Below are 22,156 nucleotides of genomic sequence, written 5' to 3'. Positions count from 1 at the left end.
GGGCAGGGCCTGGGTTAAGGTCGTAGGCTGTCCCGTTTCTCTCAGGAATCCCCTTTGCCCGCTTTCTACCTGAGTATCAGCCTGCTGCTGTATTTGCTCGCCCTGTTCTTCGATGGCGCGCTGATGAGCGGCGAGCGTCATATGCCGGCCCTGCAGATGCTGCTGTACGGGCCATGGGGCATGCCGTTCGGCTTGTACCAATGGTTTGCCAATCCGCTGCTGGCACTGGCCATCCTGGCTCATCGGCGGTTTCGCCGGCTGGCCTTGCTGGCCGGGCTTGGTGCGGCGTATCTGGCTGCCAGCAGTTTTGGCATCGACCGCTTGCCGGATAACCGCAGCTATGAGTTTCATGACCTTACCGGTTTTGGTGCTGGCTTCTACCTGTGGCTGGTAGCGATGGTGGTGTTTTGCCTGGGGCAAGCCTGGTTTTGCTGGAAGGCGCGAAGGGCTGACGACATGCCAGGCTGGAACTGGCTTGATGTCGCCTTGATTGCCGCCCTGGGGGTAACGTTGTATGCAGCGACGCAAATGCCCTCGCTGCGCTTCGAGCCAGGCAAGGTGCTGATGCCTCCGGAGCAGCCGCAGACGCTTTGATACCCACAAGGAGGGTTAGCATGATCAAGCATTACCTGGCAGGCCTGGCACTGGCCTGCGTGCTACCGGTAGCGATGGCGGACGATTACACGGCGGCCTACGGGCAGTGCATGGACAAGGCCTCCAGCACCGTGGCCATGAGCGCGTGCATCGGGGCCGAAACGCAAGTGCAGGACCAGCGCTTGAACCGGGTGTACAAGCAGCTGATGGGCAAGCTGGATGCCGGGCAACAGAAGAGCCTGCGGGATGTGCAGCGCAAGTGGCTGGCCTACCGTGATGGCAATTGCCAGTTCCATGTACAGGCCAGTGGTGGAACCCTGGCGCAGCTGGAAGGTGGCAGCTGCATGATGGACATGACCCGCGACCGCGCTGCGGAGCTGGAGCGGGTGCTTAGCCCTGGGCAGTAGCGCCTGTTCAGGCATGATTGGCCCACATTTGCAGGTGCGGGTTCAGCCGCGAACACCGGCTTTGCCGGTGTCATGCTCCGCGTTGCCTTCTTCACGGGTGAACCCGCTCCTACAGGGCACTGCAGGGTGCTGGTTCTATTTACGCGGTTGGCGCAGCGCCCGGGCCTTGAGGTACTCGCGCACCTCCACGGCATCCCCGGCAAACTCGATGCGCTCGGCCTTGGCTGCGCGCTGGTAGGCATACATCGGGTCGTAGTACTCGTTCAGCAAGCCTTCGATCCAGCCCCGGTGCAGGTCTACTGCGCCGCTGCGCTGCTGCTCTTGCAGGGCTTCGCGCAGCATCTCGGACAAGCGCTGATGGCGCTCTCCACCCAAACGCTTGTAGATGTTGGCCATGCTCTGCAGCATGCGCTCGGCAAACAGCCGGGGACCGTCTTCTTCGCCATGCACGGCCTTGAACTCGGCGCTCAGGTTGACCACGTAGTCGCGCAGGATGCGCTCCACGCGGTTGGTGAAGCTGTCTTCAAGCCACACCAGCGGGTAATGCTGCATGCCTTGGTACAACTCCAGCGGCACCGTGCAGCTGCCAACAATGCGGCCTTCATCTTCCAGCACAAACTGCCCGATACCGCGGGCGCGCTTTTTCAGCACGTCGATTGCCAGCTGGTTTTCAAAGTCGATCTGCGCCGGTTGCGCCGTGGCGCGCTTGCCGAAACTGGAGCCGCGATGGTTGGCGTGGCCTTCAAGGTCCAGCACGTTGTCCAACTGGTGCAGCACATCGGTCTTGCCGGTACCGGTCAGTCCACCGACCAGTACGAAATCACATTGCTCCACCGCTTGCTGGGTAGTCTCCAGCAGGAAGGTACGCATGGCCTTGTAGCCGCCTTTGACACGCGGGTACTGAATACCCGCCTCATCGCGCAGCCAGCCCTGCACGATCTGCGAACGCAGGCCGCCACGGAAGCAGTACAGGTAACCGTCAGGGTGCGCCTTGGCAAACGCTGCCCAGGCCTCCAGGCGGGCTTGCTTGGTGGTGCCACTGACCAGCTGGTGGCCCAGGGCGATGGCGGCGGCCTGGCCCTGCTGCTTGTAGCAGGTGCCGACCTTCTGCCGCTCCTGGTCGTTCATCAGCGGCAGGTTTACTACGCCAGGGAAGGCGCCTTTGGCGAATTCGACGGGGGCGCGCATGTCCATCATCGGCACGTCGTCGAGGAACAGCTGACGGAAGTCGGTGCAGTCGGGGCGCATCAGATCACCTCGACCGCATGGCTCTGTCGCTCGACCAGCTTGCCGATCGGAGACAGTTTCAGGCCCAGTTCGGCAGCCACGGCGAGGAACTCGGTTTCACCCTCTGGGGCAACAGCAACCAGCAAGCCACCGCTGGTCTGCGGATCGCACAGCAGGTGCTTCTGGTCGTCGCTGAGGGCGCCGATCTTGTGCCCGTAGCTGTCGTAGTTGCGCAGGGTTCCACCGGGGATGCAGCCTTCGGCCAGGTAGTGGTCGACGCTAGGCAGGCGTGGCACGGCGGCGTAGTTCAGGTGCGCGGTGAGGCCGCTGCCTTCGGCCAGCTCGACCAGGTGGCCGAGCAGGCCGAAGCCGGTGACGTCGGTCATGGCCTTGACCCCGTCCAGCTTGCCGAAGCGGCTGCCGGGCGTGTTGAGGGTGCACATCCAGTCACGGGCCAGGCCTTGGTCTTGCACGCGCAGCTTGGCCTTCTTTTCGGCGGTGGTGAGGATGCCGATGCCCAGGGGCTTGGTCAGGTACAGCTGGCAGCCCGCGCTGGCAGTGTCGTTGCGTTTGAGGTGGCGTTTATTGACCACGCCGGTGACGGCCAGGCCAAAGATCGGCTCAGGCGCGTCGATCGAGTGGCCGCCGGCCAGCGGGATACCCGCTTCGGCACACACTGCGCGGCCGCCGCGGATGACTTCGCGGGCGACTTCCGGCGGCAGCACGTTGACCGGCCAGCCGAGGATGGCAATGGCCATCAGCGGGTCGCCGCCCATGGCATAGATGTCGCTGATGGCGTTGGTGGCGGCAATGCGGCCGAAGTCGTAAGGGTCATCGACGATCGGCATGAAAAAGTCGGTGGTCGAAACCACGCCGCGCTCGTCGTCCAGCGCGTACACTGCTGCATCGTCGCGCGAGGCATTGCCGACCCACAGTTTCGGGTCCAGGGCCTGGGTGCCGCTTTCGGCGAGGATCACGTCCAGCACCTTGGGGGAGATCTTGCAGCCACAGCCGGCGCCATGGCTGTACTGGGTCAGGCGAATCGGCTCGCTCATATGCACCTCTGCAGGTCAAATTGTTGCGCGATTGTAGCAAAGCTGGCCTTTAGGCCCTTGCCTCTTATAATTCCCGGTGTCGGCAAATGTGTCGGCACTTCCCCGCTATTGAACCGGAGAACACCCATGCTCAACCGCCCCCTGGCGCTTGCCGCCGGCCTCGTGCTGTCTTGCTGTGCCGTTGTCGTTCAGGCCGCCGAAACCCTGCGGGTCAGCGCCATCCCCGACGAAGCGCCGACCGAACTGCAGCGCAAGTTCAAGCCTTTGGGTGAGTACCTGGCCAAGCAGCTGGGCATGGAAGTGAAGTTCGTACCCGTGGCGGACTACCCAGCGGTGGTCGAGTCGCTGGCCGCAGACCGTCTCGACCTGGCCTGGCTGGGGGGCTTCACGTTCGTTCAGGTGCACCTGAAGGACCCGACCGCCACGCCACTGGTACAGCGTGAGCAGGACGCTCAGTTCACGTCCAAGTTCATCACCGCCAACCCCGACGTGAAGAGCCTGAGCGATCTGAAGGGAAAGTCGTTTGCCTTCGGTTCCATTTCGTCTACTTCGGGCAGCCTGATGCCGCGTTACTTCATGCACAAGCAGGACAATATCAAGCCTGAAGAGTACTTCAGCCGCGTGGCCTATTCTGGCGCCCATGATGCCACCGTGGCCTGGGTACAGGCTGGCAAGGTCGAGGGTGGCGTGCTGAACGCCAGCGTGTGGCAAAAGCTGGTGGATGCCGGCAAGGTCGACACCACCAAGGTGAAGGTGTTCGCCACCACCCCGACCTACTTCGACTACAACTGGACCGTGCGCGGCAACATGGACCCGGCGTTGAAACAGAAAATCAAGAAAGCCTTCCTGGACCTTGACCCGAGCAACCCGGAGCACAAGGCGATCCTGGACCTGCAGGCCGCCAGCCGCTTCATCGAGACCAAGCCTGAGAACTACAAGGGCACCGAACAAGCTGCACGCGAGGCCGGCCTGCTCAAGTGACAGCTTCGAATGCGGCAATCCATCTTCACGGTGCCAGCCTGCGTCATGGCCAGGTACGCGCGCTTGACGCGGTGAGCCTGCGGATCGCGCAGGGCGAGCGTGTCGCCATCATCGGGCCGTCGGGGGCGGGCAAGTCCAGCTTGCTGCACCTGATGGCAACGGCCGTTCAGCCCAGCAGTGGGCGCCTGGAGTTGCTTGGCGAGCAGCCTTGGGCGCTGTCGGCAAGGGCACGCCAGCGACTGCGCGCGCAGGTTGGCCTGGTGCATCAGGCGCCGCCTTTGCCACCGCGTCAGCGGGTAGTGACCGCAGTGCTGGCGGGTCGCCTGGGGCAGTGGGGTACGCTGCGCGGCTTGCTCAACCTGCTGTACCCCAGCGATGTACCGGGGGCGCGCCAGGCCTTGGCCGAACTGGGCCTGGCCGACAAGCTGTTCGTGCAGTGTGGGCAGTTGTCCGGTGGCCAGTTGCAGCGGGTGGGCATTGCTCGGGCGTTGTACCAGCGCCCGCAGGTGCTGCTGACCGACGAACCGGTGTCGGCCATGGACCCGGTGTTGGCCGACCACAGCCTGGCCTTGCTCAATCGCCATGCCCAAGCGACTGGCGTGACGTTGGTGGCGAGCCTGCACGCCGTAGAGCTCGCGCTGGCGCATTTTCCGCGGGTGATTGGCATTCGGGAAGGGCAGGTTGTGTTCGACTGCCCGGCCGAAGCGGTCACCGAGCATCTGCTGGACGCGCTGTATGCCAACGAACAACTGGCTCCGCCGCCAACCCAAGGGCCGATCCTGACCGTGCAGATTCCGCGATGCTAAAGGCTGACGCCCGCGACCCGGCGCTGCTGCCACGGTTGCTGCTGGCCCTGTTGGCGGTAGCAGTACTGTGGCCGGCTATCCAGTCAAGCGAACTGAACCCCGGGGTGCTGTTGCAGGCGGACAACCGTCAGCAGATTGCCAGCTTTACCAGCGCCTTCTGGCCGCCGGCACATGATGCCGATTTTCTTGCACTGCTGTATGAAGCCACCTTGCAGACCCTGGCCGTGGCGACTGCCGGCATGGCGCTGGCGTTGTTGTTGGCGATCCCGGCTGGCTTGCTGGCCAGCCGTGCCTTGTCCTTGCGTGCTGCTTCACGCGGCGGGCGGGCCGGGTTCTGGTCGCGACTGTTGCGCCTGCCGGTGCGTGGGCTGCTGATTTTCCTGCGTAGCGTGCCGGAGATCGTCTGGGCGTTGCTGTTCGTGCGCGCCGTGGGGCTGGGACCGACGGCGGGCGTACTGGCTATCGCCATCACCTACAGTGGCATGCTCGGCAAGGTTTACGCCGAAATCTTCGAGTCGGTCGACCAGCGCCCGGCGCATGCCTTGTTGCAGGCGGGCAGTGGCCGGCTGGCGGCGTTTTTCTACGGCATCCTGCCCAATGCTGCCTCCGAAGTGGTGTCGTACACCGTGTACCGCTGGGAGTGCGCGGTGCGGGCTTCGGTGGTGATGGGCTTTGTCGGTGCTGGCGGGCTGGGCCAGCAGATCGACCTGTCGATGCGCATGTTTGCGGGTGCGCAAGTAGCGAGCATGCTGTTGACGTTCTTGCTGCTGGTGATCCTGGCCGACCTGCTCAGCCGCCTGCTGCGCTGGAGGCTGGCATGAACCGGGTGATCAATTGGGTGTTGCTGGGCGCCATGGTGGCAGCGGCGGTGGCCTCGTTCGCGTATCTGGAACTGGACCTGCACGCACTGGTCGGCAATGGCGGGCTGGGGCAGATGGGCGAGTACGCCGGGCGCTTCCTGCAGCCGGATCTGTCTGCCGGGCACCTCAAGGCGGTGTGGCGCGGGGCCATGGAAACCCTGGCCATGTCTGGCATGGGCACCTTGTTGGCAATGGTAGTGGGGATGTTGCTGGCACTGCCGGCGGCGGGCCGCTTCGGTTGGCCGTTGCAAGGGGCCGCGCGTTTGCTGCTCAATGCCTTGCGTGCCATTCCTGAACTGGTGTGGGCAGCGCTGACTGTGCTGGCGGCTGGGCTGGGGCCGAATGCCGGTACCCTGGCTTTGGCGTTGCACACTGCTGGGGTGCTGGGGCGGTTGTTTGCCGAGGCGCTTGAGAACGCCCCGCCCGAGCCGGCGGCGGCGATCCGTTTGCAGGGGGGCAGCCAAGTGGCGGCGTTCTGCTTTGGTACCCTGCCCAACCTGTGGCCGCAGTTGCTGGCCTACAGCTTGTACCGCTGGGAGAACAACATCCGCATGGCCAGCGTGCTCGGGTTCGTCGGGGCGGGCGGGTTGGGGCAGATGCTGTACACCACCTTGAGCCTGTTCCAGGAGGCCCAGGCCAGCACGGTGATCATCGGTATGCTGGTGTTGGTGTTGCTGGTGGATGTGTCGAGTGATGTGTTGCGTCAGCGCTATGTGCGGGCCTGACGGAAAGCCCGGGCTGCAAAGCAGCCCTGACATCTCTCAGGCGTCTACAGCCTCGGCACACTGCGCCTCCCGCTGCATCGACTCCAGGTTACGCTCGATCGTCTCGCATATGGTATCCATCTGGATCTGATGCTCGCTGAACCTGAACGGGCTCTGCAAGTCCGTGCCGATCCGCTCGATGGCCAGCAACATGAATCCTACCACCGTCGACGCCAGCGGCGTGAACCAGCCCAACGACTCCACCAGCCCCACCGGCACGATCAGGCAGAACAGGGTGATGAACAGCCGTGGGAAATACACATAGGGGTAGGGCAATGGCGTATTGGCAATCCGCTCCATGCCGCCCTGGGCGTTAGACAGGTCTACCAGCGTCGACTCCAGCCGCGCCAGGCGAATGCTGTCCAGTCGCCCGGCCTGGTATTCCCGCGCCAGCAAGGCTGCCGAGCCGCCGAGAATGTCATTGGCGAAATTGTTCGAGCGGTTGCGCCGTTCGAACTCACCTGGCGGGATGAAGGCCATCAGCTCCTCCGGGCAGGGCTCACCTTTCAGGTGCGCCGCCAGGCAGTTCACATAGGCGATATGCCGGCGCAGCAGGGTGGCCTTGACCGGGTTCAGGCTGTCATCCGGGTCATCTATCAGCGTCAGCGTCTGCCGGGCGAAGCTGCGCGAACTGTTCACCAGCGCGCCCCACAGGGTGCGAGCCTCCCACCAGCGGTTGTAGGCGCTGCTGTTGCGAAAACTCACCAGCACCACCAAGGCTGAGCCCAGCAGGGTCAGCGGGATCAGTGGCAGGGTGAACTTGCTGTTCAAGAACAGCATGAAATCGATGGTGACCAGCACATCCCAGATCAGCAGCCAGAACAGCGACCAACCGATATAGCCGATGGTCTTCACCACCAGGCGGTACTTGCGGGCGATGACGTCTTTCACGCGGGGGTACCTCGAAACGCGGGGGATGCAGGATGGGACGCCGAGGCTCGTCGAAGGTTCGAGGGTTGAATGTTGCAAGGGATTTTGTAGCTGAAACGAAGGGAAAACTCCGACCAGCCTATCAGACGTGCCTGAATTCCTGATTCAGCTCAAAAACGACAGAGTGGGTCGCTTCAATCCTTGAATGGGTGTATCCATAAGGATACGATTGGGTGACCACTTGATGTTTCTCGTTGAACAGACGGAAAGCTTTGCCGCTTGGCTATCGAGCTTGAGAGATTTGAGGGCCAGGCTGGCGATAGGTCGTAGGCTGGAGCGAGCAGCGGCGGGCAATCTTGGTGACTTCAAGTGGCTTGGAGGCGGTATTGGTGAGCTTCGCATCGACGTAGCTGCCGGTTATCGCGTCTATTTCACGCAAAAGGGGCAGAGGTTGGTTTTACTGCTGGTCGGCGGCGACAAGTCCACCCAAGCCGCCGACATCCTCAACGCCAGAAAGCTGCTGAAGGAGATGAAATGAGCGAAAAATTGATCCCGTTTGATATGGCAGCCTTGTTGAGCAGCGATGAGGCAATCAGTGAATACCTTAGCCAGGTGCTATCAAATGGCGATACCGAGGAAATCATTCGAGCACTTGGCCATATCGCTCGTGCACGGGGCATGACACATATTGCTACGGAGAGTGGGCTGGGTAGAGAAAGCCTGTACAAGGCGCTGAGCCCTGGCGCGAAGCCTCGTTTTGACACTGTATTGAGGGTCATTCGTGCTCTGGGGGTGGACCTTCTCGTTCAGCCACATGCAATGACCCGCTGATCCAGCTCGGTTAAGTCAATATTTGCTTCATCTGCACCAACGCTACCCGCGTGCCGTCCCACGCCTGCCGCTCCTCGATGCCGAACGGTGTGAAGCCCAGCTGTGGATAAAGCAGCAAGCCTGCGGTGTTGTGATTGAAGCATGACACCCAGACCTCCCGGGCGCTGTACTGCTGGCGGGCGAGGTCGATCATGGCCGTTACCAGATAACGCGCTACACCAAGGCCGCGGGCGCTGGGTGCCACCACTACGTTGCCCAGGGCACATAGGCCGCCATGTTCGGCTTTGTAGAAATTGGCGAAGGCCAGGACAGCGTCGTTACCTTCCACTACCGTGGAGCCGCTGCGTTGGGCTATGGCGTCGCTCAGCTGGTTGGGGGTGAGGGGGTAGGTGGCTTTGGGGAACATGTAGAACAGTTCGTCCGGGCTCTGCGGGAAGCTGCAGATAACGGGGATGTCTTCAGGCCGGATTGGGCGGTGGGTCAGGTGCATGGCAGGTCCTTCTCGCGTTGGCTGGCAGGGCCTCTTCGCGGGTAACCCCGCTCTCACAGGTACTGCACAAGGCTCAAATCCTGTGCAGGCCCTGTAGGAGCGGGTTTACCCGCGAAGAGGCCATCAGCCTCACATCATAGGCCGCTTTCCATCCAACACCGCGCCCCGATTCACGGCTTGGCGGCCACCGCCACGTAGCCTTTGACCGCAGCCGGCGCCCTCGGCTTGGCCTTGTGTGCCAACAGGTACTGATAGCGCCGCCATTCCTTGTCGATCTCGCTAAACGACATGAACACGCTGATGCGATCTTTACCGGCCAGGTCCGGGCGCTTGCCGGCGTCGATCTCGCTGGTGGGAATGATGGCGACGTTGATGCCTACCACCGTGCCGTCATCGGCGAACACTGGCCCGCCCGACATGCCCTTGGTGATCGGGCCGTCATGTACTGAGTAGAAGACGCTGCCAGGCGTACCCTCAAGCCGTACCAGCGACGACAGGGCATGGCCCTTGCCCTGCATCGGCATCATGAAACTGTTGAAGCCCACCGCCGTCACGGCTTCCCCTGGCACGTACTGGCGCCAGTGCGGCACGCTGCTGGCTTTGTGCTTGAAGAACACTACGTCACCGAGGCCCTCGTGGACCACGTTGCGCAGGAAGGGGGTGTGTTTGGCGGTTACAGCGTAATCCTCGTTCCACTGGATGGCGCTGGCCATCAGCAACATCGGCAGAGGGGCACCAGAAGTGACCACGAAAGCCTGACTGTAGACGGGATCTGAAACGTACGACGTTGGCACTCCATTGCACCCACTGAGCAGCATCATTGCCGCCATGCAGGGCGCGATTGTTTTCATGGGATACACAGTGCGTGGAGAAAAGGGAGCGCTACTATGGCTAAGTGCCATTACGCTAACAATACTTTCGGAATATATCTGACGAATGACAGCTTAAGTGCCAGTGCACAGCGCGGCCAATAGAATGCAGGTATGGGGGGAGGCGCGGGAGTCAGGGGGGCGGCGTCAATGACGGGCATAAATCGCAAGCAAAAAAAAACCGACCGTAAGGTCGGTTTTTTCCGGATTTTGGTGCCCCGAGGGAGACTCGAACTCCCACTCCTTTCGAAAACGGATTTTGAATCCGCCGCGTCTACCAATTCCGCCATCAGGGCGTGGCGCGCAGTATAAAGAGGTGCCGCTGGTCGGTCAATCGGCTTTCATGGTCAATTTTCACACATTGGGCTAAACTTCCCGGCCCTGCCGAACCGAACATCATCATGCGCGTCGCCGATTTTTCCTTCGAACTCCCTGATTCCCTGATCGCCCGCCACCCGTTGGCCGAGCGCCATGGCAGCCGTCTGCTGGTGCTCGATGGGCCTACCGGCGCGCTGGCGCACCGGCAATTCCCCGACTTGCTCGACTATCTGCGCCCCGGCGACTTGATGGTGTTCAACAACACCCGAGTGATCCCGGCGCGGTTGTTCGGCCAGAAAGCCTCCGGCGGCAAGCTGGAGGTACTGGTCGAACGCGTGCTCGACAGCCACCGGGTGCTGGCCCATGTGCGCGCCAGCAAGGCGCCCAAGGTTGGCGCGGTCATCCTCATCGATGGCGGTGGCGAGGCCGAAATGGTCGCGCGCCATGACACGCTGTTCGAACTTCGCTTCACCGAAGAGGTGCTGCCGTTGCTCGACCGTGTCGGCCACATGCCGCTGCCGCCCTATATCGACCGCCCGGACGAGGGCGCCGACCGTGAGCGCTACCAGACCGTGTACGCCCAGCGCGCCGGCGCGGTTGCCGCGCCTACCGCAGGCCTGCACTTCGACGAGGCGCTGCTGGAAAAGATCGCCGACAAGGGCGTCGAGCGCGCCTTCGTCACCCTGCATGTGGGCGCCGGCACCTTCCAGCCGGTGCGGGTCGACAAGATCGAAGACCACCACATGCATAAAGAGTGGCTCGAAGTGGGCCAGGATGTGGTCGATGCCATCGAGGCCTGCCGGGCCCGTGGTGGTCGGGTGATCGCGGTTGGCACCACCAGTGTGCGTTCGCTGGAAAGCGCCGCGCGTGATGGCGTGCTCAAGGCCTTCAGTGGCGACACCGACATCTTCATCTACCCGGGCCGGCCGTTCCATGTGGTCGATGCCCTGGTCACCAACTTCCATCTGCCGGAGTCCACGCTGCTGATGCTGGTCTCGGCTTTCGCCGGCTACCCCGAGACCATGGCTGCCTACGCAGCGGCGGTCGAGCATGGGTACCGCTTCTTCAGTTACGGTGATGCCATGTTCATCACCCGCAATCCGGCGCCACGCGGGCCCGAGGATCAAGCATGAGTCGCACCTGTCGAATGTCCTTCGAACTGCTGGCCACCGACGGCAAGGCCCGTCGGGGTCGCATCACCTTCCCACGTGGCACCGTGGAAACCCCGGCATTCATGCCAGTGGGGACCTATGGCACGGTCAAGGGCATGCTGCCACGCGACATCGAGGCCATCGGCGCCGAGATGATCCTCGGCAACACCTTCCACCTGTGGCTGCGTCCGGGCACCGAGGTGATCAAGAAGCACAACGGCCTGCACGATTTCATGCAGTGGAAAGGCCCGATCCTCACCGACTCCGGTGGTTTCCAGGTATTCAGCCTGGGTGCCATGCGCAAGATCAAGGAAGAGGGCGTGACCTTCGCTTCGCCGGTCGATGGTTCCAAGGTGTTCATGGGCCCGGAAGAGTCGATGCAGGTTCAGCGTGACCTGGGCTCGGACGTGGTAATGATCTTCGACGAGTGCACCCCGTACCCGGCCGAGCACGATGTGGCACGCACTTCCATGGAGCTGTCGCTGCGCTGGGCCCAGCGCTCGAAGAACGCCCATGCCGACAACACCGCAGCGCTGTTCGGCATTGTTCAGGGGGGCATGTACCAGGACCTGCGCATGCGCTCGCTGGAAGGCCTGGAAAACATCGGTTTCGACGGCCTGGCCATTGGCGGCCTGTCGGTGGGCGAGCCCAAGCACGAAATGATCAAGGTGCTGGATTACCTGCCGGACCAGATGCCTGCTGACAAACCTCGTTACCTTATGGGGGTAGGCAAACCGGAAGATCTCGTTGAGGGTGTGCGCCGCGGCGTCGACATGTTCGACTGCGTGATGCCGACGCGTAACGCGCGCAACGGTCATCTGTTCGTTGATACAGGGGTGATCAAGATCCGCAATGCGTTCCATCGTCACGATGAATCGCCGCTGGATCCGACCTGTGACTGCTATACCTGCACCAACTTCTCGCGCGCCTATCTCCATCATCTGGACAAATGCGGCGAAATGCTGAGCAGCATGCTGAATACCATCCACAACTTGCGCCATTATCAGCGCTTGATGGCCGGTTTACGCGAGGCTATTCAACAGGGTAAATTGGCCGCCTTTGTCGACGCCTTCTACGCCAAGCGCGGGCTTCCTGTACCGCCCTTGGACTGACTGTCCGCATCCATTATTAGAAAATTACATTAGGAGTGCCCAATGAGCTTCTTCATCCCCGCCGCATACGCGGACGCTGCAGCACCTGCCGCTGGCCCAGCCGGTACCGGCTTCGAGTGGATTTTCCTGGTCGGTTTCCTGGTCATCTTCTACCTGATGATCTGGCGCCCGCAGGCCAAGCGCGCGAAAGAGCAGAAGAACCTGCTGAGCAACTTGCAGAAAGGTGACGAAGTTGTCACCAACGGCGGCATCGCCGGCAAGATCGTCAAGGTTTCCGATGACTTCGTGGTGCTGGAAGTGTCCGACACTGTCGAGCTGAAGTTCCAGAAGGGTGCCATTGCTGCGACCCTGCCAAAAGGTACGCTCAAGGCTATCTGAGTTACCGGTTTTATTTTCCAGTCGGGGCGCGCAACGCGCCCCGCGTCTTGAACGGGCGGCGTGATGCTGAACAAATATCCTCTGTGGAAATATGCACTGATCGTGCTGGTACTGGTGGTCGGTTTCATTTATTCCGCTCCCAACCTCTACCCGGATGACCCGGCGGTACAGATCAGCGGTGCCAGCTCGGCGCTGCAGGTGAATCAGGCCGACCTTGATCGCGTCAGCAAGGCGCTGGTCGATGCCAAGATCGCTGTCAAGGGCGCAAGCCTGGGTGAAAAGGGCAGCGGGCTGATCCGCCTGACCAATCAGGAAGACCAGCTGCCAGCCAAGGATGTAGTGCGCAAGGCACTGGGCGATGATTACGTCGTGGCCCTGAACCTGGCCCAGACTACCCCGCAATGGCTGCGCAACCTGGGCGCAAGCCCGATGAAACTGGGCCTGGACCTGTCTGGTGGTGTGCACTTCCTGCTGGAAGTGGACATGGACAAGGCCATGACTGCCCGCATGAAAGTCTACGAAGGCGAGGTCAAGACCTTGCTGCGCAAAGAGCGCGTCCGCTACCGCAGCCTGCCTCAGCAGGATGGCGGCATCATGCTGGGCTTCGCTGACGATGCCACCCGCGAACAGGCACGCGCCCTGATCCGCAAGAATTTTAATGATTTCGACCTGACCACCACCGACCGCAACGAGCTTGCGGTGCTGCGTCTGGCGCTGACCCAGGCGAAAGTCGCCGAGATCCGCGAATACTCGATCAAGCAGAACCTCACCACCGTGCGCAACCGCGTGAACGAGCTGGGTGTGGCAGAGCCTCTGGTACAGCGCCAGGGCGCCAACCGTATCGTGGTCGAGCTGCCAGGCGTGCAGGACACTGCCGAAGCCAAGCGTATCCTTGGTAAAACGGCCAACCTGGAGTTCCGCTTCGGTGCCGAACCGGGTGCATCCAAGGCCACTACCGAGGTGTTCGAGTTCCGTGAGGGCGGCCGCTCCGCCGCAGTCGAGCGGGGCCTGATCATCACGGGTGACCAGGTTACCGACGCCCAGGCCAGCTTCGACGAGCATGGCCGCCCGCAGGTGAACATTCGCCTGGATGGCCACGGTGGCGAGCTGATGAGCCGTGCTACCCGTAGCAACGTCGGCCGTAGCATGGCGGTGATCTTCATCGAGCAGAAGCCGGTTACCCGCTACGTCAAGCAAACCGTCGGCGGCGTCGAGAAGGACGTTGCCGTGCAAAGCTTCGTCGAAGAGAAAAAAATCATCAGCCTGGCGACCATCCAGTCGCCGCTTGGCAGCCAGTTCCGCATCACCGGCCTGAACGGCCAGGGCGAATCGTCCGAGCTGGCCCTGCTGCTGCGTGCCGGTGGCCTGGCCGCGCCGATGTACTTCGCTGAAGAACGTACCATTGGCCCAAGCCTGGGTGCTGACAACATCACCAAGGGTATCGATGCCTCGCTGTGGGGCATGCTGTTCGTCTCGCTGTTCATCATCGCCATCTACCGCGCCTTCGGTGTGCTGGCCACCATCGCCCTGGCGGGCAACATGGTGCTGCTGCTGGCGTTGATGTCGCTGCTGGGGGCGACCCTGACCCTGCCGGGTATTGCCGGCATCGTGTTGACCATGGGTATGGCGGTGGACGCCAACGTGCTGATCTTCTCGCGTATTCGCGAAGAGATTGCTGCTGGTATGTCGGTGCAGCGCGCTATCCACGAAGGCTTCAATCGCGCCTACTCGGCAATCGTCGACGCCAACCTGACCACCCTGTTGGTCGGCGGCATCCTGTTTGCCATGGGTACCGGCCCGGTCAAAGGCTTTGCGGTCACCATGTCCCTCGGGATTTTCACCTCGATGTTCACCGCCGTCATGGTGACCCGTGCATTGGTCAACCTGACCTGTGGCGGGCGTGACATCAAGAAGCTGTGGGTTTGAGGGAGCTGCGATGAAAACCATCAATTTCATGGGCGTGCGCAATGTCGCGTTCGCCGTCACCGTGCTCCTCACCGTGTTGGCGCTGTTCAGCTGGTGGCAAAAGGGCCTGAACTTCGGGCTGGACTTCACCGGGGGTACGCTGATCGAGCTGACCTACGAGCGTCCTGCCGACCTCAAGGCGGTGCGTGCCGAGCTGGTCAACTCCGGCTTCCACGAGGCGGTGGTGCAGAGCTTCGGTGCCACCACCGACCTGCTGGTGCGCATGCCGGGCGATGACCCGCAGTTGGGCAACAAGGTAGCTGCCGCGCTGCAGAAGGCAGGCGGTGACAACCCGGCCACGGTCAAGCGTGTCGAGTTCGTCGGCCCGCAGGTCGGTGAAGAGCTGCGCGACCAGGGCGGCATGGGCATGCTCCTGGCCCTGGGCGGTATCCTCATCTACCTGGCCTTCCGCTTCCAGTGGAAGTTCGCCGTGGGCGCGATCATCTCGCTGATCCACGACGTGGTGGTAACGCTGGGTATCCTGTCGTTCTTCCAGATCACCTTCGACCTGACGGTGCTGGCGGCGGTCCTGGCGATCATCGGTTACTCGCTGAACGACACCATTGTTGTGTTCGACCGGGTACGCGAGAACTTCCGCGTCATGCGCAAGGCCTCGCTGATCGAGAACATCAACATTTCCACCACCCAGACCCTGCTGCGTACTGTCGCCACTTCGGTTTCGACCTTGCTGGCCATTGCCGCGCTGCTGTTCTTCGGGGGTGACAACCTGTTCGGTTTCTCGCTCGCCCTGTTCATTGGTGTCATGGCCGGTACCTACTCGTCGATCTATATCGCCAACGTGGTGCTGATCTGGCTGAACCTGAACAGCGAAGACCTGATCCCGCCGACCAAGGCCGAGGGTGTGGATGATCGTCCGTAAGGGCTAGTCCATCACCGCCTGGCGGTGTAAAAGGCGCGAGTATTGAACTCGCGCCTTTTTTTTTGCTCCAAGGCTGGGAGAAGCGCGGGTTGATACCCGCTGGTACGATCAGGAGGTCCACGTGAATAAATCAATGCTGGTGGGTGCGGTACTGGGTGCTGTCGGTGTGACTGCCGGAGGTGCTGTCGCGACCTACAGCTTGGTCAACAAGGGGCCTGAGTATGCCCAGGTCACCGACGTGCAGCCGATCAAGCAACAGGTGAAAACCCCGCGTGAAGTGTGCAAGGACGTTACCGTTACGCGCCAGGCGCCGGTCAAGGACCAGCATCAGATCGCCGGCACCGTCGTGGGTGCGCTGGCCGGTGGCTTGCTGGGTAACCAGATTGGTGGTGGTACCGGCAAGAAGATTGCCACGGTGGCCGGTGCGGTCGGTGGTGGTTATGCCGGTAACAAGGTGCAGGAAGGCATGCAGGAGCGTGATACCTACACAACCACGCAAACTCGTTGCAACACGGTCAACGACATCAGCGAGAAGGTGGTGGGCTACAACGTGACCTATTCCATCGGTGATCAGGTAGGCAAGGTGAAGATGGATCGCGAGCCGGGATCGACCATTCCGCTGGACAAGAATGGCAAGTTGATCCTGAGCGAAGCGGGTCAGTAATTTGCGTGGCCTGTGCCGGCCTCTTCGCGGGTAAACCCGCTCCTACATGGAACGCATTGTCCCTGTAGGAGCGGGTTTACCCGCGAAGAGGGCGGCACAGGCCGCGCAAAACCACCAGGCACAAAAAAAGCACCTCGAGAGGTGCTTTTTGTTTGCCAGCAATCTGCGCTTAGCGCTTCATGCTTTCTGGCAGGTGCGGTTGGATGGCAGTCAGTACTGCCTTGAAGCACTTGATGTTGCCTGCAACGATGTGACCTTTGTCGAGGAAGTCGTGGCCACCGTTGAAGTCGCTCACCAAGCCACCGGCTTCCTGGATCAGCAGTACGCCAGCTGCCATGTCCCATTCGGACAGGCCCGACTCCCAGAAGGCGTCGAAGCGGCCAGCAGCCACGTAGGCCAGGTCCAGGCTGGCGGAGCCGGCGCGGCGGATGCCGGCGGTCTGGCCGGTCAAGGCGCGGAACATGCCCAGGTAGTTGTCCATGTCCGCCATCTGGCCGTCACGGAACGGGAAGCCGGTGCCCAGCAGGGCGCCTTCCAGGCTTGTGCGCGAGCTGACGCGCAGGCGGCGGCCATTGAGTTGGGCGCCACGGCCACGGCTGGCGGTGAATTCTTCCTGGCGAACCGGGTCGACGATCACGGCGTGCTCAAGGCGGCCGCGGTATTTGCAGGCGATGCTGACGGCGAAGTGCGGGATGCCGCGCAGGAAGTTGGTGGTGCCGTCCAGCGGGTCGATGATCCACAGGTAATCTTTGCCTTCTTCGCCGCTACCCGCGTGCAGGCCGGTTTCCTCGCCCTGGATGGAGTGGTTCGGGTAGGCCTTGCGCAGGGCGTTGACGATGCTCTGCTCGGCGGCGCGATCGACTTCGGAAACGTAGTCCTTGGCCTCTTTCTCATCGACCTTGATGCTATCCAGGCGTTCGATGGAGCGGAAAATCAGTTCACTGGCGCTGCGAGCGGCGCGCAGGGCGATATTCAGCATAGGCTGCATGGGCGGGTCACCTGGAGATGTTAAAGAAGAAAGCCGATCATTCTAGCAGAAAACTTTGGCGGCAGAAGTGTCACATTTGCTTTCATGGCGTTACGTCTGTCGGTTCTGTAAGATCGAAGGCCCTGATTCCTGCATCTGTGAGCACAACACCTTGCTGCAAAATATTCGTGTTGTTCTGGTCAATACCAGCCACCCCGGCAACATCGGCGGCGCTGCGCGTGCCATGAAAAACATGGGCTTGTCGCGTCTGGTGCTGGTGCAGCCGAAAGAATTCCCCGCCGTGGATGCCAGTGCCCGTGCTTCGGGCGCCGACGATGTGCTGGATAACGCCCAGGTGGTCGACAGCCTCGAACAGGCGTTGGTCGGCTGCAACCTGGTGATGGGCACCAGCGCCCGCGAGCGCAGCATTCCCTGGCCGTTGATCGGCCCGCGTGAATGCGGTGCCAAGGCGGTGGAGCATGCCAATGGCGGCGAGGAAATCGCCCTGGTGTTCGGGCGCGAGCACGCCGGCCTGACCAACGAAGAACTGCAGCGATGTCATTTCCACGTGCACATTCCCTCCAACCCCGACTTCAGCTCGCTGAACCTGGCGGCTGCCGTGCAGGTGCTCTCCTACGAGGTGCGCATGGCCTGGCTGGCTGCCGGTGAAGCACCGGGCAAAGTCGAGAAGGTTGACGCCGCTGAGCTGGCGACCATGGATGAAATGGAGCTGTTCTACGACCACCTGGAGAAAACCCTGGTGGGCATCGGCTTCCTCGACCCCGAAAAGCCCAAGCACCTGATGCCGCGCCTTCGCCGGCTGTATGGGCGGGTGGCGGTCGAGCGTTCGGAAATGAGCATTTTGCGCGGCATCCTCACCGAGACCCAGAAGGTGGTCCGGGGCGAGTCGCATAAACGGAAGGACTGACAGATGTTCGAACGTCTGCGTGAAGATATTCAAAGCGTATTCCACCGTGACCCGGCTGCACGCAATGCCTTCGAGGTGCTCACTTGCTACCCCGGCATGCATGCCATCTGGCTGCACCGCCTGGGCAATGCGCTGTGGAGGCGTGATTTCAAATGGTTGGCCCGGCTGGTGTCGAACTTCGGTCGCTGGCTGACCGGTATCGAAATCCACCCCGGCGCCACCATTGGCCGGCGCTTTTTCATCGACCACGGTATGGGCATCGTCATTGGCGAAACCGCCGAGATCGGTGATGACGTCACCCTGTACCAGGGGGTGACGCTCGGTGGCACCAGCTGGAACAAGGGCAAGCGCCACCCCACCTTGGAAAACGGCGTGGTGGTAGGGGCCGGTGCCAAGGTGCTGGGGCCTTTCACGGTCGGCGCCGGGGCCAAGATCGGTTCCAATGCGGTGGTTACCAAGGCGGTGCCGGCCGGGGCTACAGCGGTTGGCATTCCGGGGCGGATCATCGTCAAGAGCGAGGACACCGAAGTCGAGGCCAAGCGTAAGGCAATGGCCGAGAAGATCGGCTTTGACGCCTATGGTGTCAGTGGCGACATGCCCGATCCGGTGGCGCGGGCCATCGGCCAGATGCTCGATCATCTGCAGGCCGTCGACGAACGGTTGGAGGGTATGTGTGGCGCGCTGACCAAGATGGGCAGTGACTATTGCGCCAAGGAACTGCCGGCCTTGCCGGAAGACGACTTCACCGAGGTTACCCAGGTGGCCCAGCGCGACACTCAGCCGCATTGATCGCGCCGCACTGAAGTCATGGTGGCATGTGGGGCGTGTGCTCGCGCCCCTCGTCTGCTACAATCGCGCCCGCCTCCCTGATGCAAACCCGACTAAAGCAGTAGGTCTAATAGTTGACTTAAATGCTCGGGAATCGCATACTCGCACACATCCTGAAACTCCCGTGGTACCCAATAGCCATGCGACTGACTACCAAAGGCCGATACGCCGTGACCGCCATGCTCGACTTGGCGTTGCACGCGAAGCATGGGCCGGTGTCTTTGGCCGATATTTCCGAGCGCCAGGGCATTTCCCTCTCTTATCTGGAGCAGCTGTTCGCCAAGCTGCGTCGCAGCAGCCTGGTTTCCAGTGTGCGCGGTCCAGGCGGCGGCTATCAGCTGTCGCGGGGCATGGAAACCATCCAGGTGGCCCAGGTTATCGACGCGGTCAACGAATCGGTCGATGCCACCCGTTGCCAGGGGCTCGGGGACTGCCATGCCGGTGATACCTGCCTGACCCACCACCTGTGGTGCGACCTCAGCCAGCAGATCCATGAATTCCTCAGCGGCATAAGCCTGGCCGACCTCGTCAAGCGCCGTGATGTGCAGGAAGTCGCCCAGCGCCAGGACCTGCGCCGTGTCGCAGGACGAACCGCCCAGCTGGACAAGATTGAGACGTCTGCCGTCGATTGATCCCCTGGGACGACGAGCGACGCCACCGCCTGATAGGAGAGACAAATGAAGTTGCCGATCTACCTTGATTACTCTGCGACCACTCCGGTCGACCCACGCGTGGCCCAGAAGATGGCCGACTGCCTGCTGGTCGACGGGAACTTCGGTAACCCGGCCTCGCGCTCCCACGTCTTTGGCTGGAAAGCCGAGGAAGCGGTGGAGAACGGTCGCCGCCAGGTTGCCGAGCTGATCAACGCCGATCCGCGCGAAATCGTCTGGACCAGCGGTGCCACCGAGTCCGACAACCTCGCGCTCAAAGGTGTCGCGCACTTCTATCAGACCAAGGGCAAGCACATCATTACCTCCAAGATCGAGCACAAGGCGGTCCTGGATACCGCTCGCCAGCTGGAGCGCGAAGGTTTTGAAGTCACTTACCTGGAGCCAGGCGAAGACGGCATCGTTACCCCGGCCATGGTAGAAGCGGTGCTGCGCGACGACACCATCCTGGTCTCGCTGATGCATGTGAACAACGAAGTCGGCTCGATCAACGACATTGCTGCCATCGGTGAACTGACCCGTTCGCGCGGCGTATTGTTCCATGTCGACGCCGCCCAATCGGCCGGCAAGGTCGAAATCGACCTGCAAAAGCTGAAAGTCGACCTGATGTCGTTCTCGGCGCACAAGGTCTATGGCCCGAAAGGCATCGGCGCGCTGTACGTCAGCCGCAAGCCGCGTGTCCGTCTTGAAGCCATCATTCACGGCGGCGGTCATGAGCGCGGCATGCGTTCGGGCACCCTGCCGACCCACCAGATCGTCGGCATGGGCGAAGCCTTCGCCATTGCCAAGCAGGAAATGGTTGCAGAAAACGCACGCATCAAGGCCCTGAGCGACCGCTTCTTCAAGCAGGTCTCAAACCTTGAAGAGCTGTACGTCAATGGCAGCCAGACAGCACGTGTACCGCACAACCTGAACCTGAGCTTCAACTACGTCGAAGGCGAATCGCTGCTGATGTCGCTGAAAGACATCGCCGTATCGTCCGGTTCGGCCTGTACCTCCGCGTCGCTCGAGCCGTCCTACGTACTGCGTGCTCTGGGCCGCAACGACGAGCTGGCGCACAGCTCGATCCGCTTCTCCTTCGGCCGTTTCACCACCGAAGAAGAAGTCGACTACGCCGCGCAGAAAGTCTGCGAGGCCGTCAACAAACTGCGTGAGCTGTCGCCGCTGTGGGATATGTACAAAGACGGCGTTGACATCTCCAAGATCGAGTGGGCCGCCCACTAAGCAGTCGCCGGCAAGAGCGGCTCCCTGATGAGGAAGGAATTGCACCATGGCATACAGTGAAAAGGTCATCGACCACTACGAAAACCCGCGCAACGTCGGCAAGATGAATGCCGAAGACCCGGATGTCGGCACCGGCATGGTCGGCGCCCCGGCCTGCGGTGACGTGATGCGCCTGCAGATCAAGGTCAACGAGCAGGGCGTTATCGAAGACGCCAAGTTCAAGACCTACGGCTGCGGTTCGGCCATCGCGTCCAGTTCCCTCGCCACCGAGTGGATGAAGGGCAAGACCCTGGACGAGGCCGAAACCATCAAGAATACCCAACTGGCCGAAGAGCTGGCGTTGCCGCCGGTCAAGATTCACTGCTCGGTACTCGCCGAAGATGCCATCAAGGCAGCCGTACGCGACTACAAGCAGAAGAAAGGCTTGATCTAAGTCGCCTGTTGCAAGGTAAGGAGTTCTGATGGCTATCAGCATGACAGAAGCCGCCGCCAACCACATTCGCCGCTCCCTCGACGGGCGCGGCAAAGGTGAGGGCATTCGCCTGGGCGTGCGCACCACCGGTTGCTCGGGTCTGGCCTACGTGCTGGAATTCGTCGACGAACTGGCGGACGAAGACCAGGTGTTCGAAAACCATGGCGTCAAGGTGATCATCGATCCCAAGAGCCTGGTCTACCTCGATGGCACCGAACTGGATTTCGTCAAGGAAGGGTTGAACGAAGGCTTCAAGTTCAACAACCCCAACGTGCGCGGTGAGTGTGGCTGCGGCGAAAGCTTCAACGTTTGAGGCTGGCTGTGGGTACTCCTTGTCATTACGCATTGTTTGATCTCCAGCCAAGCTTCCGTCTGGATCTCGACAAGCTGGCCACTCGCTATCGCGAGCTGGCCCGCGAAGTCCATCCCGACCGCTTTGCCGACGCCTCCGAGCGTGAGCAGCGGGTAGCGCTGGAAAAGTCCGCAGCACTCAACGACGCCTACCAGACCCTGCGCAGTGCGCCGCGGCGCGCCCGCTATCTGCTGGCCATCAGCGGCCATGAAGTGCCTCAGGAAGTCACGGTCCACGACCCTGACTTCCTGTTGCAGCAGATGCAGTGGCGTGAAGAGCTCGAGGAGTTGCAGGACGAAGCCGACCTTGATGGTGTCGGCGTGTTCAAGAAGCGCCTCAAGGCTGCCCAGGACACGCTGAACGAGGACTTTGCCGCCTGCTGGGATGCCCCAGGCGAGCGCGACAAGGCCGAGCGCCTGATGCGCCGCATGCAGTTCCTCGACAAGCTCGCCCAAGAAGTGCGCCAACTGGAAGAGCGCCTCGACGATTAACCCG

The 22,156-nt window shown here is 61.8% G+C and carries 27 protein-coding genes and 1 tRNA gene; 21 read left to right on the top strand and 7 right to left on the bottom strand.

What is annotated here, in order from left to right:
* Nucleotides 1–54: 54 nt before the first annotated feature.
* Both AA098_RS23355 and AA098_RS23350 read left to right on the top strand, forming a co-directional pair.
* Nucleotides 55–594 carry a hypothetical protein gene (locus AA098_RS23355; protein ID WP_004576355.1) on the top strand — a complete coding sequence of 180 codons (540 nt, stop codon included), beginning with the start codon at nt 55–57 and terminating at the stop codon, nt 592–594.
* A 20-nt stretch (nt 595–614) separates the two neighbouring features.
* Nucleotides 615–1,001, top strand: coding sequence for a lysozyme inhibitor LprI family protein (locus AA098_RS23350; protein ID WP_003248584.1), 387 nt, complete (start codon nt 615–617; stop codon nt 999–1,001).
* Between the two features lie 135 nt (nt 1,002–1,136).
* Here AA098_RS23350 and mnmH read toward each other — a convergent pair whose 3' ends face one another.
* Together mnmH and selD are read right to left on the bottom strand one after the other, a co-directional pair.
* The gene (gene mnmH / locus AA098_RS23345; RefSeq protein WP_019750484.1) at nt 1,137–2,249 is read right to left on the bottom strand and encodes a tRNA 2-selenouridine(34) synthase MnmH; all 1,113 of its coding nucleotides are present in this window, start codon (nt 2,247–2,249) and stop codon (nt 1,137–1,139) included.
* A complete protein-coding gene (selD, locus tag AA098_RS23340) occupies nt 2,249–3,283 on the bottom strand; it encodes a selenide, water dikinase SelD (RefSeq protein ID WP_003248580.1) in 1,035 nt (344 codons plus the stop codon). The genes mnmH and selD overlap by 1 nt, the downstream gene beginning before the upstream one ends.
* A gap of 126 nt (nt 3,284–3,409) precedes the next feature.
* Here selD and AA098_RS23335 point away from each other — a divergent pair, with 126 nt between their 5' ends.
* From AA098_RS23335 to phnE, 4 genes are read left to right on the top strand one after another with little or no spacing between them, the layout of a single operon-like run.
* Nucleotides 3,410–4,264 carry a putative selenate ABC transporter substrate-binding protein gene (locus AA098_RS23335; protein ID WP_064615033.1) on the top strand — a complete coding sequence of 285 codons (855 nt, stop codon included), beginning with the start codon at nt 3,410–3,412 and terminating at the stop codon, nt 4,262–4,264.
* Nucleotides 4,261–5,070 carry a phosphonate ABC transporter ATP-binding protein gene (locus AA098_RS23330; RefSeq protein ID WP_003248576.1) on the top strand — a complete coding sequence of 270 codons (810 nt, stop codon included), beginning with the start codon at nt 4,261–4,263 and terminating at the stop codon, nt 5,068–5,070. Before AA098_RS23335 ends, AA098_RS23330 begins: the two co-directional genes overlap by 4 nt.
* A complete protein-coding gene (locus tag AA098_RS23325; RefSeq protein WP_003248575.1) occupies nt 5,064–5,891 on the top strand; it encodes an ABC transporter permease in 828 nt (275 codons plus the stop codon). The genes AA098_RS23330 and AA098_RS23325 overlap by 7 nt, the downstream gene beginning before the upstream one ends.
* Entirely contained in the window at nt 5,888–6,655 is a 768-nt protein-coding gene (phnE, locus tag AA098_RS23320) for a phosphonate ABC transporter, permease protein PhnE (protein ID WP_004576349.1), read from the top strand. The genes AA098_RS23325 and phnE overlap by 4 nt, the downstream gene beginning before the upstream one ends.
* A gap of 36 nt (nt 6,656–6,691) precedes the next feature.
* On the opposite strand, the gene AA098_RS23315 is transcribed toward phnE, so the two are convergent.
* Nucleotides 6,692–7,585 carry a bestrophin family protein gene (locus AA098_RS23315; protein WP_003248571.1) on the bottom strand — a complete coding sequence of 298 codons (894 nt, stop codon included), beginning with the start codon at nt 7,583–7,585 and terminating at the stop codon, nt 6,692–6,694.
* Between the two features lie 223 nt (nt 7,586–7,808).
* Between AA098_RS23315 and AA098_RS23310 the strand changes: the two genes are divergently transcribed.
* Nucleotides 7,809–8,102, top strand: coding sequence for a type II toxin-antitoxin system RelE/ParE family toxin (locus AA098_RS23310; RefSeq protein ID WP_004576348.1), 294 nt, complete (start codon nt 7,809–7,811; stop codon nt 8,100–8,102).
* On the top strand, nt 8,099–8,395 hold the full coding sequence (locus tag AA098_RS23305; protein WP_004576347.1) for an addiction module antidote protein: 297 nt from the start codon (nt 8,099–8,101) through the stop codon (nt 8,393–8,395). Before AA098_RS23310 ends, AA098_RS23305 begins: the two co-directional genes overlap by 4 nt.
* Nucleotides 8,396–8,405: 10 nt before the next feature.
* Here AA098_RS23305 and AA098_RS23300 read toward each other — a convergent pair whose 3' ends face one another.
* The 3 genes from AA098_RS23300 to AA098_RS23290 form a co-directional block, all read right to left on the bottom strand.
* The gene (locus AA098_RS23300; RefSeq protein ID WP_004576346.1) at nt 8,406–8,885 is read right to left on the bottom strand and encodes a GNAT family N-acetyltransferase; all 480 of its coding nucleotides are present in this window, start codon (nt 8,883–8,885) and stop codon (nt 8,406–8,408) included.
* Between the two features lie 170 nt (nt 8,886–9,055).
* Nucleotides 9,056–9,703: a trypsin-like peptidase domain-containing protein gene (locus AA098_RS23295; protein WP_064615263.1), complete on the bottom strand. Its 648-nt coding sequence runs from the start codon at nt 9,701–9,703 to the stop codon at nt 9,056–9,058.
* Between the two features lie 262 nt (nt 9,704–9,965).
* Nucleotides 9,966–10,050 (bottom strand) — tRNA-Leu (locus AA098_RS23290).
* Nucleotides 10,051–10,155: 105 nt separating this feature from the next.
* On the opposite strand from AA098_RS23290, the gene queA reads away from it, so the two are divergent.
* From queA to AA098_RS23260, 6 genes are all read left to right on the top strand, one after another.
* Complete coding sequence (gene queA / locus AA098_RS23285) at nt 10,156–11,205, top strand: tRNA preQ1(34) S-adenosylmethionine ribosyltransferase-isomerase QueA (RefSeq protein WP_004576301.1); 1,050 nt, start codon at nt 10,156–10,158, stop codon at nt 11,203–11,205.
* Between the two features lie 14 nt (nt 11,206–11,219).
* The gene (gene tgt, locus AA098_RS23280) at nt 11,220–12,335 is read left to right on the top strand and encodes a tRNA guanosine(34) transglycosylase Tgt (RefSeq protein ID WP_003248558.1); all 1,116 of its coding nucleotides are present in this window, start codon (nt 11,220–11,222) and stop codon (nt 12,333–12,335) included.
* A 42-nt stretch (nt 12,336–12,377) separates the two neighbouring features.
* Nucleotides 12,378–12,713: a preprotein translocase subunit YajC gene (yajC, locus tag AA098_RS23275; RefSeq protein WP_003248556.1), complete on the top strand. Its 336-nt coding sequence runs from the start codon at nt 12,378–12,380 to the stop codon at nt 12,711–12,713.
* Nucleotides 12,714–12,776: 63 nt separating this feature from the next.
* Entirely contained in the window at nt 12,777–14,639 is a 1,863-nt protein-coding gene (gene secD / locus AA098_RS23270; protein WP_047603284.1) for a protein translocase subunit SecD, read from the top strand.
* 10 nt (nt 14,640–14,649) lie between these two features.
* Nucleotides 14,650–15,558, top strand: a complete 909-nt coding sequence (gene secF / locus AA098_RS23265; RefSeq protein ID WP_003248552.1) for a protein translocase subunit SecF — start codon at nt 14,650–14,652, stop codon at nt 15,556–15,558.
* Between the two features lie 121 nt (nt 15,559–15,679).
* Nucleotides 15,680–16,222 carry a glycine zipper 2TM domain-containing protein gene (locus AA098_RS23260; protein ID WP_003248550.1) on the top strand — a complete coding sequence of 181 codons (543 nt, stop codon included), beginning with the start codon at nt 15,680–15,682 and terminating at the stop codon, nt 16,220–16,222.
* A gap of 169 nt (nt 16,223–16,391) precedes the next feature.
* On the opposite strand, the gene suhB is transcribed toward AA098_RS23260, so the two are convergent.
* On the bottom strand, nt 16,392–17,210 hold the full coding sequence (gene suhB, locus AA098_RS23255) for an inositol-phosphate phosphatase (RefSeq protein ID WP_003248548.1): 819 nt from the start codon (nt 17,208–17,210) through the stop codon (nt 16,392–16,394).
* Between the two features lie 151 nt (nt 17,211–17,361).
* Here suhB and trmJ point away from each other — a divergent pair, with 151 nt between their 5' ends.
* The 7 genes from trmJ (at nt 17,362) to hscB (ending at nt 22,152) form a co-directional block, all read left to right on the top strand.
* Complete coding sequence (trmJ, locus tag AA098_RS23250) at nt 17,362–18,117, top strand: tRNA (cytosine(32)/uridine(32)-2'-O)-methyltransferase TrmJ (protein WP_064615261.1); 756 nt, start codon at nt 17,362–17,364, stop codon at nt 18,115–18,117.
* A 3-nt stretch (nt 18,118–18,120) separates the two neighbouring features.
* A complete protein-coding gene (gene cysE / locus AA098_RS23245) occupies nt 18,121–18,906 on the top strand; it encodes a serine O-acetyltransferase (RefSeq protein WP_003248544.1) in 786 nt (261 codons plus the stop codon).
* A gap of 179 nt (nt 18,907–19,085) precedes the next feature.
* Nucleotides 19,086–19,577 carry a Fe-S cluster assembly transcriptional regulator IscR gene (gene iscR, locus AA098_RS23240; RefSeq protein WP_003248542.1) on the top strand — a complete coding sequence of 164 codons (492 nt, stop codon included), beginning with the start codon at nt 19,086–19,088 and terminating at the stop codon, nt 19,575–19,577.
* A gap of 45 nt (nt 19,578–19,622) precedes the next feature.
* Complete coding sequence (locus AA098_RS23235) at nt 19,623–20,837, top strand: IscS subfamily cysteine desulfurase (RefSeq protein ID WP_003248541.1); 1,215 nt, start codon at nt 19,623–19,625, stop codon at nt 20,835–20,837.
* Nucleotides 20,838–20,883: 46 nt separating this feature from the next.
* Nucleotides 20,884–21,270: a Fe-S cluster assembly scaffold IscU gene (gene iscU, locus AA098_RS23230; protein WP_003248539.1), complete on the top strand. Its 387-nt coding sequence runs from the start codon at nt 20,884–20,886 to the stop codon at nt 21,268–21,270.
* A gap of 28 nt (nt 21,271–21,298) precedes the next feature.
* Complete coding sequence (iscA, locus tag AA098_RS23225; RefSeq protein WP_003248536.1) at nt 21,299–21,622, top strand: iron-sulfur cluster assembly protein IscA; 324 nt, start codon at nt 21,299–21,301, stop codon at nt 21,620–21,622.
* Between the two features lie 8 nt (nt 21,623–21,630).
* Nucleotides 21,631–22,152 carry a co-chaperone HscB gene (gene hscB, locus AA098_RS23220; protein WP_003248535.1) on the top strand — a complete coding sequence of 174 codons (522 nt, stop codon included), beginning with the start codon at nt 21,631–21,633 and terminating at the stop codon, nt 22,150–22,152.
* The last annotated feature ends 4 nt before the right edge of the window (nt 22,153–22,156 follow it).

It is taken from the genome of Pseudomonas sp. JY-Q (assembly GCF_001655295.1).
GTDB lineage: Bacteria > Pseudomonadota > Gammaproteobacteria > Pseudomonadales > Pseudomonadaceae > Aquipseudomonas > Aquipseudomonas alloputida.
Note: the sequence above shows the minus strand (reverse complement) of the source record. Positions and strands in the feature narration are given on the sequence as shown.